We start from the raw sequence: 14319 nt of genomic DNA on the forward strand, positions 1-14319 counted from the left end.
AAGGAAAATCAGCGAATCCGAATGTTTTTAGAATTGCGAAAGTTGCATAGCAACGGAGCAATTCGTGGATATCAGTTTGGGGCAAAATACCTTTTGACCCAAACATCATAATATACGGGAGGATCCATTTTATGGTTAATGATGAAATTCTTTACATCCGAAGACGCTTGAAAAAGAAGATGGATGAAGACCGCTTTGAGCACACCATTGGTGTTGCATACACATCTGTTTGCCTTGCAATGCGTTATGGAGAAGATCTTCACAAGGCAGAATTAGCCGGTCTTCTTCATGACTGTGCAAAATGTATCCCGGATGATATTAAACTTGATAAATGCAAGCGCAACAATATTCCGATCACAAAGGCACAAGAACAAAGCCCATCTCTTCTTCATGCAAAGCTTGGCGCTTTTATTGCAGCTGACCATTATAGGATTAAAGATCAGGATATTTTAAATGCTATTGAGAATCACACTACAGGACGTCCGGCAATGAGTCTTCTTGAGAAGATTGTTTTTGTTGCTGACTATATTGAACCAAGGAGAAATAAAGCGTCAAACCTGTCCAAACTGCGTCAAATGGCGTTTATTGATATTGATCGCACCGTTTACGAAATTATGGATCAGACGCTTCGTTATCTAAAGTCAAAAAAAGTTCCGATTGACAGCCTGACAAAAAAGTCCTGTGATTATTATCGTGCGCTGTGTGGTGAAAAAGACGTAGAAAATGAAACAGAAAGGAACTGACTTATGGAAGTAAAGCAAAAGGCAGCATTGATTTACAATGCAATTGAGGATAAAAAAGGAAGCCGAATCAGTGTTCTTGATATCAGCGGTATTTCTGTTATGGCAGACTATTTTGTGATTGCAGATGCTGAGAATAACAATCAGCTGCAGGCAATTGCTGATAATGTAGAAGAGCAGATGATGAAAAATGGCAATCATTGCCGTATTGAAGGAAAATCAGAATCTGGCTGGGTACTGCTTGACTTTGGCGATATTATTGTTCATATATTCAATAAGGAAGATCGTTTATTCTACGATCTTGAACGTCTTTGGAGAGATGCAATCTCAGTGTCAAAGGAACAGCTTGGCATTAAAGAGGCCGCTTTATAATTTACAGCACAAAAAGACCGTATCTTTGGAGAAAAGTCTCTAAGGATACGGTCTTTTTAGCTTTTAAGAAACAATCTTTGGACGGAACAGACTGATTACCTTTCCTATGATCTCAACATTATCAACGATAATAGGTTCCATAGAGCTGTTTTGAGGTTGCAAACGATAATGACCATCTTCTTTATAAAAAGTTTTAACAGTAGCAGAATCATCTACAAGTGCAACGACAATTTCACCATTTTGTGCGGTACTTTGCTTAGCGACAACAAGCTTATCACCATCAAAAATACCTGCTTCAACCATGCTGTCACCCTTAACAGTCAGCACAAAAACCTCCTTTCCCTGTGGAATCATATATGCCGGGAATGGTAAATAGGCATCGATATTTTCAATGGCAAGAATTGGCTGTCCGGCAGCGACTTTTCCAACCTCAGGAATATAGACAGTCTCTGTGCGAACAAGATTAAAGCCATCATCAACAATTTCAATTGCTCTAGGTTTTGTTGGATCCTTGCGGATGTAACCATTTCTCTCAAGTGATTCAAGATGGGCATGAACGGAAGATGTAGATTTTAATCCGACAGCATCACAGATTTCACGTACAGACGGCGGATAACCTTTCTGCAGAACCTGTTGTTTTAAATATTCTAGTACTTCACGCTGCTTATTTGTGATTTTTCCATATGTCATAAATAAGTCCTCCTTTTTCAAGCTAAGTTATTAATCATATATTGATAAGCATTGATTTATACTTGAAAATAGTATAGCACAAATCAGAAGAAAATGCAAACAAAAGTTTGCGAAAATGTGTTCGCTGAGAAAACAAACATTTTTTTGATTTTGGGGTGAAATAAGAGATATATTAATTTATTCGCGAAACCCTAGTTTAACGAATAAATACATCTGAAAGTAAAATGATGGTGTTTAAGCCATCATTTTACTCGTTATTTTAATAAATTGTCGCATGCAGTTTTTCAATGGTTTCTGGCCATACAGGATCCAGATTTTCTCCATTTGAAGTATATAATCCGTCATAAGGAATACGATCCATTACCACTGTATAATTTCTGCATTCCAAAGCAAGCGCAGCCAATCCAGCGATTTGTTCAGCTGTAAAATTATGCTGAATTGACAAGTTTGTCATTGATGAACCTAATTTCAATATTTCTAATGCATTCATGGTTTTAAGCTTTTCAAGAAGTTTTTGCAAAACAATTCTTTGGCGTTCGGTTCTCTGAAAATCGTTGCTTCCTACATAACGATCACGCATATATCCAACTGCCTGCAAACCATTTAAATGTAATGTTCCAGCCGCTGAAAGCTGATATTCTGACGGATCAAATCCTCTCAATGTTGCCATTTCATTGATATAACCATTGATTACTGGAATCTCTGCATCTGTTATATCAAGATCAACGCCCCCGAATAAATCAATTATATCGGCCATACTGACAAAATCAGTTGCGATATAATTATCAATCGAGATCTGAAAATTTGATTCAAGTGTGCTTTGTAACAATTCAGCTCCGCCTTTGGCAAAAGAACAATTAAGTTTTCCATATCCAACATTTGGAACATTTACACCAGTATCTCGCATGAAAGAAATAAAAGAAATTGTCTTTTTATTTCGATTTAATGAGGCTAAAATCATTACATCAGAATTTCCATTCCAGGAACCATCACGTCTATCACTGCCAATTAAGAGTACTTGATACTGATCTGGAATTGCAAGCGTTTGTGACTTCTCTTCTGCTCCATGTTTTGCAAGATTTTCAAACTTGGAAAAAGCATTCTCCAGCCAATTCACAGATTTGGAAAATGTATTATCAGAATCTAGTTTTCCGGCAACAAAAACTGCGCCTGGACCATTTTGGGAAAGAATTGTTTCAGTACAGCCAGATAAAATTCCGACAACAGTAATTGTACATAAAAGCAATATTACCCGTTTTGCTATTTTGTTAAGCATAATCTTTAATTTTCTCCTTTATTAAGACTTGCATTATCGTAGATTGTCATTTTTAAACGTCAATCTCTCACAAGTGTATAGTCTACCACAAAACAAAAAGCGCGGCAACGGTAAATTTCTTTACGCCCATCTCTTTTTGTGATAAAATCATCGTATTGGAATCTATGAAAGGTAAGACATATAGTTATGAAATTACAAAAATTATACCGCTATGTACGTCAGGCAGCAGATGAATATAATTTAATTGAAGATGAAGATAAAATTGCAGTGGCAGTCTCTGGTGGAAAAGATAGTCTAGCATTATTATATGCGCTAGCAGGTCTCAAACGCTTCTATCCCGCTTCTTTTACCATTTGTGCAATTACTATTGATATTGGCTTTGGAATGGATTTTACGCCTGTTCAGAGGCTTTGTGATGAACTTGACGTTCCATTTTTTATTTGTCATACGCAAATAAAAGATATTGTATTTCATCCTGAAAATCCAAATGGATCTTGCTCTTTTTGTGCGAATCTTCGTCGTGGTGCACTGATTTCAAAAGCATTAGAACTTGGCTGTACTAAGCTGGCTCTTGGTCACCATAAAGAAGATATTATATATACGATGATGATGTCTATGCTGTTTGAGGGGCGTTTTTATACCGTATCACCATATACTGCATATGATGATAGTCAAATTGCTGTAATTCGTCCACTTATTTACGTAAGTGAGGGTGAAATTAAAAACTTTGCACAGCAATATCAGCTTCCCGTTATTAAAAATCTATGTCCACGTGATGGTCATTCTGCAAGAAGTGATATGGAGTCACTTATGAAACAATTAACATCTCTTTATCCAGATGCCAAAGACCGCTTTTTTCATGCTATTGAAAATGGCAATATTGATGACTGGACAGCTGCACGCACACATATGGACGTAAAACAGTTGATCCAGAATAGAAAAATGCAAGAAAAAACATTAGATAAAGCTAAAAATTCTGCAAAAACAGTTCAGTCAGGAGGTGAGTTGTAAATGGGAGCTAATTCATACAGTGAGCAGATTGATATTGATAATACATACCGCCTGCGAATGCTAATCAGTACTCTTCCGCCCTATGCAAAAGATTATTTTCGGGGTATCCAGCCTCATACAGAATCGCGCACCCGAATTGCTTATGCATACGATTTAAATGTATTTTTTTCATATTTGCATGAAAATAATCCTATTTTTGCTCAAAAGGAAATTCGTGATATTACATTAGACGATTTGGAGAAGCTTCGTCCCACTGATATTGAGGAATATCTTGAGTATCTGCAGGCATATACGGATCCTAAAAATGAAGGAAGCAATAATACAAAAACAAATCATGAGTTAGGATTAAAACGAAAGCTTGCTTCTCTTCGCTCTTTCTATCGATATTTTATTCAGCATGAAGATATTAAGTATAACCCTGTTGATCTTGTAACTATGCCAAAGGTACATGATAAGGCGATTACAAGGCTGGATATCGATGAAGTGGCATTGCTGCTAGATCAGGCAGAAAGTGGTGATAAACTATCTGAGCGAGAACAACGTTTCCATGACAGGACAAAATTGCGTGATGTAGCGCTGCTTACATTAATGCTTGGAACAGGCATCCGCGTATCGGAATGCGTAGGACTAAATATTGATGACGTTGATTTTAAAAATGACGGTATTCGCATTCATAGAAAAGGCGGTAAGGAGGTTGTTGTTTATTTTGGAGATGAAGTTGAAAGCGCTCTTCTTTCATACATTGAAGAACGTAAAAAAACAGAGGCTGTAGTTGGTCATGAGGAAGCTTTGTTTTTATCCCTTCAAAAAAAACGAATCAGTGTAAGAGCTGTTGAAAAGCTCGTAAAAAAATATGCTCAAACTGTTACGACAGTCAAACATATCACACCTCATAAGTTGCGCAGTACCTACGGAACAAATTTATATCGCGAAACTGGCGATATTTATTTGGTGGCAGATGTTCTTGGACATAACGATGTAAATACAACCAAAAAGCACTACGCTGCTCTTGAAGATGATAGACGACGCGGTGCAAGAAATGCGGTAAAGCTTAGAGATTAAAATAAAATTTTAAAAAATTCGGTAACGGTAAATAGCAAAAATCGAAGTGTCGTACAAGTAGGGAAGAAAGGCAAATCCGCGAAAAATATTTGCTTTTCAAAGTACTCTTCTTTCGTCGTTTTTCTTCTGAATTAGTAAAAAATCGGCAAGAATAATCCTGCCGATTTTTTACTAACTATTCATCTTCGATGCTGCTATTTTGCAATAACTCATCTTATAATATCATGATCCTGAAGCACTTTCTCAACTACCGTTCCATGAATGACATGAAGCAGAGGCTTCTTTAATGCATTCAGCGGTCCTGGCAGCTGGATATCAAGCGGAGACTTGCCATCCATGAGCTTTACAGAACTGTCAAGCAGTTCACGAATATCATATACACTGCCCCATACCTCAGGAACACCTCTGTCTACACCAAGCAGTCCATAAACAGCTTCCATAGCAGTTCTTACAGAATATTCTGTAGTGAATACAGTGTCGCGAGGTGTGTCAGCAAACTGACCTAAGAATGCGAAATTTACGCAGCCATCCGGAATAACATCCGGGCGGTCGCCCTTTGTACGCGGCATGAAGAATGCAGTGATATATGGCATCATAGTCGGTACGCAGACTGCACTGTTCTCAGCAAGCTCTGGAATCTGATCAGTCGGAACACCTAAATGATACAGCCACTCTTCTGTGATTTCTTTACCTGTACACTCTCTCATTGGCTTCTTAACAAAGTTGCCTGGCTTATCTGTAAACAGACCATATACCCATACGCAAACCTTGTCCTTATCCTGTGTCTTGAACTGTCCCTGACGGTTGATTGTCCAGCTTAACAGCCAATTAGAATCTACGCAGCTTACAATACCACCAGTTACAACGTTTCCTGTTTTCGGATCACGCTTGCAAATATCAGTGATATATGGAATAATCTTGTCATCCAGTGTAGTAACGGTAGCAGATTCCCAGTTTGTCTTTGTAATATCGGAACAGAATTTCTCCGGATGACCAAAGGACGGATCCTGCTTTGCGATATTCTTCCACAGATTCCAGCAGCCACTTGTGCGAACCTCTGCATCTCCATTCGGTGCATGATTCTGATCACCATAAATAGTACCTTCTGTACAGCTTCCGTTTGTGACGAATACAAGATCGTTTTCTGTCAAAACAATACCCTTCTCAACGCCATGCTCCTTGCACTCAATTGCAGATGCAATCTTCTTTCCATCCTTAAATTCAAAAATAACATTTGTTACTTCAACGCCAAATCTAAACTCAACGCCAGCAGCCTCAAGATACTTCTGCATTGGAAGAATCAGGGATTCATACTGATTATACTTCGTAAATTTAAGTGCACTGAAATCCGGCAGACCAGAAATATGATGAATGAAACGCTGGAAGTAAAGTTTCATCTCAAGTGCACTGTGCCAGTTTTCAAATGCGAACATGGTACGCCAGTACAGCCAGAATGTAGAATTGAATACTTCATCATCAAATACATCTTCGATTGTCTTATCATACAGATCTTCATCCTTTGTCATGAAAAGCTTCATGATTTCCATACAGCCCTTCTGACTTAAGTTGAACTTTCCATCGGTATGAGCATCTTTTCCACAGTCCTCTGTTGCACGGCACAGGGAATAATTAGGATCATGCTTGTTCAGCCAATAGAACTCATCCAGAACAGATGCATTTGGAACTTCAAGAGATGGAATACTGCGGAACAGATCCCACAGACACTCAAAATGATTTTCCATCTCACGTCCGCCTCTCATAATATAGCCACGGGACGGGTCAAAGATACCATCACATGCACCACCGGCAATATCCATAGCCTCCAAAATATGAATATGAGATCCAGGCATCTGACCATCACGTACTAAGAAGCAAGCTGCAGATAAAGCAGCAAGTCCGCTTCCTACGATATAGGCATGCTTTTCATCAACGCCTTCTGGCTTCTCAGGTCTTGCGAATGCTTCGTAATTACCATTTGTATAATAAATTCCCTTGCTGTTCTTATCATATTTGCCGCGCTCAGTGTTTCTATAATTGCTGTTCTGGGCAGCCTGCTGTTCAAGAACCTGCTTCTCGTTTTCCTTCTTCTTTAGTGCCAGATATGCTGCACCTACTCCTGCTGCAACTGCTACTGCTTTTCCTAATGTATTTTTCTTTTCTGACATCATCAGTACCACCTTTCATTGTTGTTTTCTCTTGATGGTCTTATCTTAACTCATAAAATTAAAAAGATACATATACAAAAAAAGAATAATGACAAAAAACTAATCAAACCCCCTATTTTGATAAAAAACTTCTGTGTTGACTTATTAACCTATCATTGCTTAGGCTGTTTTTTACTATCTGCAAAGTTTTGAAGTGAATTTTTAATATTTCCGCTCATTGTGATACATATATCGTTTACAATCTCATGATAATTCTCCTTCATGCCCTTTTTGATCCAGTCAAGCATAACACCGACAAAGCTGTATTTATAAAAGTCTGCGATAAAGCTTTGCTCACTGGCAGTTATGTTCATACCTTTAGAGCATTCCTTAATAACATTCATAATTAAATCACGCGTCAGCCTGAAAAGATAGTTTTCAATCTGCTCACGGCTCAGTGCATGATACACATTCATAATAAAAGGTTTGTTTTCCATAACAGCCTCGAATATCTGCATCAATCCCTCCTGCCAGGTTTCATACGTTTTCTTTCCATGTAAAGCCTTTGAGGCGTCCTCGTAGCAGGACCATTCAACGAGATCGTAGATATCTTTAAAATGGTAATAAAAAGCCATGCGTGTGATGCCGCAATCATTTGTCAGATCTGTAATCGTAATTTTGTCAACAGGCTTTTTTAATAACAAATTTTTCAAAGAAGCTTCCAGTGCAAGTTTAGTAGAGTTGTTTGGCATGAGTGTCACCTTATCCTTTCTGTTAAATTGTGGGGTTTATTGGCTTTTATTTTAGCATACCATATAAAAAAAGGCTAATGATTTTTCAAAAAAGTACAGTTGACAGATGAGTGACATTGTGATATTATATGAAAATAGTATGCAACTGTTAGTGACCGTACAAGTTTGTACCGGAATGCATTCCCGGGGTTGTACTGGTTTCGACGGGGGTTTTGAAGTTAGAGTAGCCATCCGTGGTCCGGATCCACGTTAAAAGTCGGATTTAAATATAAACGCTAACAACGAATTAGCATACGCTGCCTAATGGCAGCTGTCAGCCTTAAGTCACCTGCTGCTTAAGAATCTGGCATCGACTTTGCAGGGCACCTTACCGCCTAAGCTTTGCGGTGGTAAGAGATTTATGAAGCTACTGAATCTGGCAGCCTGTTGTTCGGCAGTCGGATGAGGGAATGAATGTAGAGCAACTGTGATGGGAGAAGCTTTAATGAATGGGCTTTCGGACAGGGGTTCGATTCCCCTCAGCTCCACTAAAAAAGATCCTTGGTTTTCCAAGGATCTCTTTTTTTGCTTAATATAGATTTGATACCTTAAATTCTCGTTCAGCCTCTCTTCTTGTGTCCTTCTTTGCAATATCGGCACGCTTATCATAAAGCTTTTTACCCTTTGCAAGAGCAAACTCAACCTTTACAAGACTTCCCTTGAAATAAATCTGAAGCGGCACTAATGTATAGCCCTTCTGGTCGATTTTTCCAACAATCTTGTTAATCTCATATCGATGAACAAGAAGCTTTCTTGGACGAAGCGGATCTTTATTAAAGATATTGCCTTTTTCATACGGGCTGATATGCATGTTGTAGATAAAGACTTCACCCTTGTGAATTTGTATAAAGGATTCCTTTAAACTGCATTTTCCCATACGAAGAGATTTTACCTCAGTACCTACCAGTGCAATTCCTGCTTCCCAGGTATCCTCGATAAAATAGTCGTGAAATGCTTTTTTATTATTTGCGATGAGTTTTCGACTTTCTTTTGCCATGTCTCGTTTCCCCCTTTGACCAATCTTCCTCTGGATAGTAGAGTAAAAATTCGATTTGTTTAGTCAGCGTGTCCGCATCAACTACGACAACAGATACACTCTGTCCGATGCTGAAGGTACGTCCTGTCATTTCACCAACTAACTGATAATGCTCCTGATCATAGATATAATAATCATCATCTAAATTGGCAGCACGTACAAGTCCTTCTACTGTATTTGTAAGTTCTACATAGAAGCCGTATGCGGTAACGCCAGAAATTACACCCTCATAGATATCTCCAATATGACGGCGCATATATTGGGCTTTTTTAAGCTTATCTGTCTCACGCTCCGCTTCGTCTGCCCGCCGTTCAAGCTTGCTTGAGCTGTCACAGACGCTTGGAAGGATATGCTCATAATGCTCCTGACGTGATTTTGAAAGTGTTCCGTGCAGCTGCTCTTTGATAATGCGGTGTATCTGCAAATCAGGGTAACGGCGAATCGGTGAAGTAAAATGGCAGTAATACTTCGCTGACAAGCCAAAATGACCAAGATTTTCTGGTGAATATTTTGCCTGTTTCATTGAACGCAGCAAAATGCGTGAGATTAGCCCCTCTGCCTCACTTCCCTCAATGCGGCTTAACAGCTTTTGCAGCTCTTTCGGATGAATAGTGTGGTTTGTAAGATGAAGCGAATAGCCAAAATTATTGAGGAAGGTGGCAAATGTCCTAAGCTTCTCCTCATCTGGCGTCTCATGAATACGATAAACAAACGGAAGCTCCAGCCAGTAATACTCCTCTGCTATTGTCTCATTAGTCAGCAGCATAAAATCCTCAATCAGCCGTGTCGCTGCAGAATGTTCATATGCTTTAATCTCAATAGGACGACCTTTTTCATCGAGAATAATTTTTGATTCTGGAAAATCAAAGTCAATGGCTCCGCGTCCAGAGCGTTTCTTGCGAAGCAAATCAGAAAGCTGCTTCATTAACTTGAAATCATCAACAAAGTCTTTGTATTCTTCAGGTGACTCTGCACCATCGAGAATATCAGCTACCATAGTATATGTCATGCGGCGGTCAACACAAATTACAGTTTCACAAATCTCATGATTGACAATGGTACCCTCTTCATCGATGTCCATAAGACATGACAAAGCCAAGCGATCTGTCCCGGCATTTAAAGAGCATATGCCATTTGAAAGCTTTCTTGGAAGCATCGGAATTACACGATCCGCCAAATACACGCTTGTGCCTCGATTTTTTGCTTCCTCATCAAGCAAGGAGCCTTCCTTTACGTAATGAGTAACATCAGCGATATGCACACCAAGATGATAAATACCATTTTCAAAAGTCAATGATATGGCATCATCTAAGTCTCTTGCATCCTCACCGTCAATTGTAACTGTATGGAAATCACGCATGTCGCGTCTGCCAATTTTTTCTGCTTCTGTAACCTCTTCTGGTATGGAATCAAGACTATCTAGCACCTCTTGTGGAAATTCCTCTGGAATACCATAGCTTCGCACAATACTTAACACATCAGTACCAGGTTCATTCTTTGCACCAAGAATTTCAGTGACTTCAACCTGTGGATTTTTATGCTCATTTCCATAGTCAAGTATTGTAGCAACAACCTTGTCTCCATTTTGTGCATCCATATCCTTTCCTTTTTCAACAAAGAAATCACGAAGAATACGCTGATTATCAGGAAGGACAAAGCCAAAATTTTTGTTCTTCTGAAAAGTACCGACAACACTTGTAAGCGTGTGTTCTAAAATGCGTACAATACGTCCCTCTTCGCGTCTGCTTCCATTGGCATGGGAAATTACAGATACTAAGACAACATCGCCAGGAAGGGCGCCTAAGGTGTTATCAGGGGCAATAAAAATATCATTGTCTTTTTCTTCTACTGTAACAAAGCCAAAGCCTCTTGATGTGGAGCTAAAGGAACCCTTAAGCGTAAATAACTCTGGTTTACCATATTTTCCATGAGCAGAAATACCAATTTTTCCCTCATCAACAAGCTGATTCAAAGCAGTCTCAAGCTCATAACGGCGTGCTTTTGAGACATCTAACAGCACACACAATTCCCTAAATTTCATCGGGCGGTAATTTTTATCATACATTAACTCTAACAGCAGCTTCTTTTTATTGCCTTCATGATTTGAATCGTTATGATCCTGCTCTGAATTAAGAGAATCTTCATCAGCAGATGTATCGAACACTTCACTAGATTCGCTATACTGCTGTTTTTTTCGATAATATTTTTTCTTTTTTTCTTTATATAGCTTCACTTAAATTAAACTTCTTTCTTATATATTCTTATATGTTAGTGCTTTAGTCGTGTAAGGGGTGCTGATCTTATAAAAAGGCACAAAACGGCCGCCGCAATCTGCGACAGCCGCTTCTTTTGTTGATAAAGTAACTGTTCACAGGACGCCAATTCACAAAACCACATGTTGTGTGTGTCGCTGCTTCGCAGCTCTGTTTTGCTCATTAACAGACGTGTGAACTGTAACTTAAAAGTTCATGTTCAGAAGAATTGCTCCAACAAAGAAAATGATTGCTCCAATCAGAGTGAATCTTTCTAACTTTCCCTCCATGGAACGACCTTTATTCTTGCCCCAGTAGCTCTCAGCCATACCGCCAATTGCGCCCAGACCTGCGGATTTTCCCTCCTGCATCAGTACAGAAGCTGTAAATGCAATCGCAACAATGCAATAAATAACAGTAACGATAATCTTTAATGCTGACATGCCAAACCCCATTCCTTATTAAAATAATTGGTTATCACACGAGAATAACACTTAAGTCAGTGTATCACAAAGAAAACAAAAATGCAACTATTTTTTTCTGTCGACTTTTTCTATTGACTTATGCTTTTCTTTGCGGTTATAATAGATTGTGTATGTCAAAAATTGTATATGAAGCAAGAGGCAATTTCTGACTGCAAGACTAACATAAAAAGGCGGTCCTATAAATGGCAAATATTGATTATTCATTTGAAAACAGTATTCCTATTGGTCCTTTGAAGATTGCTGCACTTGACAGCTGCAAGGATTTTGCAAAGAAGGTCGATGACTATATCGTTTCCTTCCGTCAGCATGATGCAGAGGCACTTGCTCAGCGTCAGTCGATGCTGGATTTCCGTGGATATGACAGTAAGTCCTATCTGCTTGATTTTTCCTGTCCACGTTTTGGCTCTGGTGAAGCAAAGTGTGTATTAAAAGAGTCTGTTCGCGGCTCTGATATTTTTGCAATGGTCGATGTAACAAATTATAGCTTAACTTATCAGCTGTGCGGTGAAGTAAATCACATGTCTCCTGATAATCATTATCAGGATCTGAAGCGTCTTATCGGCTCCTGCCGCGGTGCACGCCGTGTCAATGTCGTTATGCCGTTTTTGTATGAGGGCCGTCAGCATAAGCGTAACAGAAGAGAATCTCTTGACTGTGCACTGGCATTAGAGGAGCTTATCGACATGGGTGTAAGCAACATCATCACTTTTGATGCTCATGACCCACGTGTTCAGAATGCAATTCCGCTTCACGGATTTGACAATTTTACACCTCCGTACCAGTTTATCAAGGCGCTGTTAAAGAAAGAGCCAAATATGATAATCGACAAGGATCATTTAATGGCAATCAGCCCTGATGAAGGTGCAATGGGACGTGCTGTTTACTTTGCTAATAACCTTGGCATTGACATGGGTATGTTCTACAAGAGAAGAGACTATTCTACTGTTGTAAATGGAAAGAATCCGATTGTTGCACATGAATTTTTGGGTGCAAACATCAAGGGCAAAACTGTTATCATCATTGACGATATGATCTCTTCCGGAGAAAGTATGCTTGATACAGCAAAGGAACTGAAAGACCGCGGTGCAAAGAATGTTGTTGTATGTTGTACATTTGGTCTTTTCACAGACGGATTAGAGAAGTTTGATGATTTCAATTCTCAGGGTTACTTTGATTATGTTATCACAACTAACTTGAATTATCGTTCTCCAGAGCTGCTTAAGAGAAGCTGGTACATTGAAGCTGACATGAGTAAGTTTACTGCTGCTATCATCAATACACTTAATCATGACGTTCCGATTGGAAACAGCTTATCTCCAACAGAAAAGATTCAGACATTGTTAAAGAAGCACAAAGAACAATTTGAATAATACCAGGGTCAAAAACATGAGTAAGTAGCCATTTTTCAAAGAAAAATGAGCGGATTACGAATGTTTTTGAAGATTGCGAAAGTGCAAAGCACGTAGCAATCTGGTATCAAAGAGGTCAAAATATATAAAAAAAGCCTGGCAGAAAGATTACTCTTACTGCCGGGCTTTTTATACTAGATCTAATTTTTATGAATGCTTCATATTCTCATTTTGAAGCATCTCCTTATACTGCGGAAGCTTCTCGGCTTCTTCTTGTGAGAGAGTTGGATACTGTGGATCAATTTTTTGCAGCACATCAAGAATAATTTCTGATACAAGATATCTGCTGTACCATTTCTGATCTGCCGGAATAACATACCATGGATTCTCCTTTGTGGCAGTTGCATTTACAGCACACTCATAAGCATCATCGTATTGATCCCACAGAGCACGCTCTGCCATATCGCTTTGGGAAAATTTCCAGTTTTTCTCTGGAAGATCAATACGTTCAAGGAAACGCTGTTTTTGCTTTTCTTTAGAAACATTAAGCAGAATCTTTACGACGCGGTAGCTGTTGTCATACAGATATTCCTCAAAATGGCGAATCTGGCGATAACGATTCTCAATGATTGTATCTGGATTTAAACAACGTTCTGCCATATGGTAGCCTTTGTAAAGCTCATGAACCTTTACGACTAATACATCTTCGTAGTAAGAGCGATTAAAAATAGCTATCATTCCACGCTTAGGAAGATTTGTAACGCAGCGCCACAGATAATCATGCGCAAGCTCATCCTTAGAAGGCTGCTTGTAGCTGAAAACCTGTACACCCTGCGGATTTATACCGCCCATGACATGACGAATAGTACTGTCCTTTCCTGCAGCATCTCTAGCCTGCAGGATAATAATTAGTCCTTCTTTTGCATCTGCGTAAAGCTTATCCTGAAGTGCAAAAATTTTTTCCTGATTTTTTTCTGTTTTTGCAAGAATTGTTTCCTTGTCAACTTGATCTTTTTTGCTGTCTGTCGGCAGTTTTTTCAGTGAAAGTGCATTTGTTCCATCAAAACAATACTGATCTAATTTTCCCATAACAGCTCCTTTTGGCAATTGC

13 protein-coding genes and 1 other RNA gene are annotated in these 14319 nt (G+C 39.0%); 6 read left to right on the forward strand and 8 right to left on the reverse strand.

The window, feature by feature from the left end:
• Positions 1 to 131 precede the first annotated feature (131 nt).
• Positions 132 to 743 carry a bis(5'-nucleosyl)-tetraphosphatase (symmetrical) YqeK gene (gene yqeK / locus LKD48_RS06615; protein ID WP_227100486.1) on the forward strand — a complete coding sequence of 204 codons (612 nt, stop codon included), beginning with the start codon at positions 132 to 134 and terminating at the stop codon, positions 741 to 743.
• Between the two features lie 3 nt (positions 744 to 746).
• Positions 747 to 1112: a ribosome silencing factor gene (gene rsfS, locus LKD48_RS06620; protein ID WP_118612807.1), complete on the forward strand. Its 366-nt coding sequence runs from the start codon at positions 747 to 749 to the stop codon at positions 1110 to 1112.
• 63 nt (positions 1113 to 1175) lie between these two features.
• Here rsfS and lexA read toward each other — a convergent pair whose 3' ends face one another.
• Positions 1176 to 1802 (reverse strand): transcriptional repressor LexA, encoded by a 627-nt coding sequence (lexA, locus tag LKD48_RS06625; protein WP_227100485.1) that lies wholly within the window; start codon positions 1800 to 1802, stop codon positions 1176 to 1178.
• A gap of 259 nt (positions 1803 to 2061) precedes the next feature.
• Positions 2062 to 3078, reverse strand: coding sequence for an LCP family protein (locus LKD48_RS06630; RefSeq protein WP_308731550.1), 1017 nt, complete (start codon positions 3076 to 3078; stop codon positions 2062 to 2064).
• Between the two features lie 186 nt (positions 3079 to 3264).
• Between LKD48_RS06630 and LKD48_RS06635 the strand changes: the two genes are divergently transcribed.
• Positions 3265 to 4089: a tRNA 2-thiocytidine biosynthesis TtcA family protein gene (locus LKD48_RS06635; protein WP_308731551.1), complete on the forward strand. Its 825-nt coding sequence runs from the start codon at positions 3265 to 3267 to the stop codon at positions 4087 to 4089.
• A complete protein-coding gene (locus LKD48_RS06640) occupies positions 4090 to 5151 on the forward strand; it encodes a tyrosine-type recombinase/integrase (protein WP_308731552.1) in 1062 nt (353 codons plus the stop codon).
• Positions 5152 to 5360: 209 nt separating this feature from the next.
• On the opposite strand, the gene LKD48_RS06645 is transcribed toward LKD48_RS06640, so the two are convergent.
• A complete protein-coding gene (locus LKD48_RS06645) occupies positions 5361 to 7316 on the reverse strand; it encodes an oleate hydratase (RefSeq protein ID WP_262535873.1) in 1956 nt (651 codons plus the stop codon).
• Positions 7317 to 7468: 152 nt separating this feature from the next.
• Positions 7469 to 8047, reverse strand: coding sequence for a TetR/AcrR family transcriptional regulator (locus tag LKD48_RS06650; protein WP_308731553.1), 579 nt, complete (start codon positions 8045 to 8047; stop codon positions 7469 to 7471).
• 185 nt (positions 8048 to 8232) lie between these two features.
• Between LKD48_RS06650 and ssrA the strand changes: the two genes are divergently transcribed.
• Positions 8233 to 8577, forward strand: a transfer-messenger RNA (tmRNA) gene (ssrA, locus tag LKD48_RS06655).
• A gap of 38 nt (positions 8578 to 8615) precedes the next feature.
• On the opposite strand, the gene smpB is transcribed toward ssrA, so the two are convergent.
• The 3 genes from smpB to secG all read right to left on the reverse strand — a co-directional run bounded on the left by smpB (position 8616) and on the right by secG (position 11817).
• Complete coding sequence (smpB, locus tag LKD48_RS06660; RefSeq protein ID WP_066561839.1) at positions 8616 to 9083, reverse strand: SsrA-binding protein SmpB; 468 nt, start codon at positions 9081 to 9083, stop codon at positions 8616 to 8618.
• Positions 9049 to 11202, reverse strand: coding sequence for a ribonuclease R (rnr, locus tag LKD48_RS06665; RefSeq protein WP_308731579.1), 2154 nt, complete (start codon positions 11200 to 11202; stop codon positions 9049 to 9051). The genes smpB and rnr overlap by 35 nt, the downstream gene beginning before the upstream one ends.
• 378 nt (positions 11203 to 11580) lie before the next feature.
• On the reverse strand, positions 11581 to 11817 hold the full coding sequence (secG, locus tag LKD48_RS06670) for a preprotein translocase subunit SecG (protein ID WP_118612813.1): 237 nt from the start codon (positions 11815 to 11817) through the stop codon (positions 11581 to 11583).
• Between the two features lie 224 nt (positions 11818 to 12041).
• On the opposite strand from secG, the gene LKD48_RS06675 reads away from it, so the two are divergent.
• A complete protein-coding gene (locus LKD48_RS06675) occupies positions 12042 to 13229 on the forward strand; it encodes a ribose-phosphate pyrophosphokinase (RefSeq protein WP_227100476.1) in 1188 nt (395 codons plus the stop codon).
• A 186-nt stretch (positions 13230 to 13415) separates the two neighbouring features.
• Here the strand turns inward: LKD48_RS06675 and LKD48_RS06680 are convergent, their stop codons facing one another.
• Positions 13416 to 14297, reverse strand: a complete 882-nt coding sequence (locus tag LKD48_RS06680) for a PPK2 family polyphosphate kinase (protein ID WP_308731554.1) — start codon at positions 14295 to 14297, stop codon at positions 13416 to 13418.
• Positions 14298 to 14319 lie beyond the last annotated feature (22 nt).

Source organism: Anthropogastromicrobium aceti, from assembly GCF_020687335.1.
Taxonomy (GTDB): domain Bacteria; phylum Bacillota; class Clostridia; order Lachnospirales; family Lachnospiraceae; genus Anthropogastromicrobium; species Anthropogastromicrobium aceti.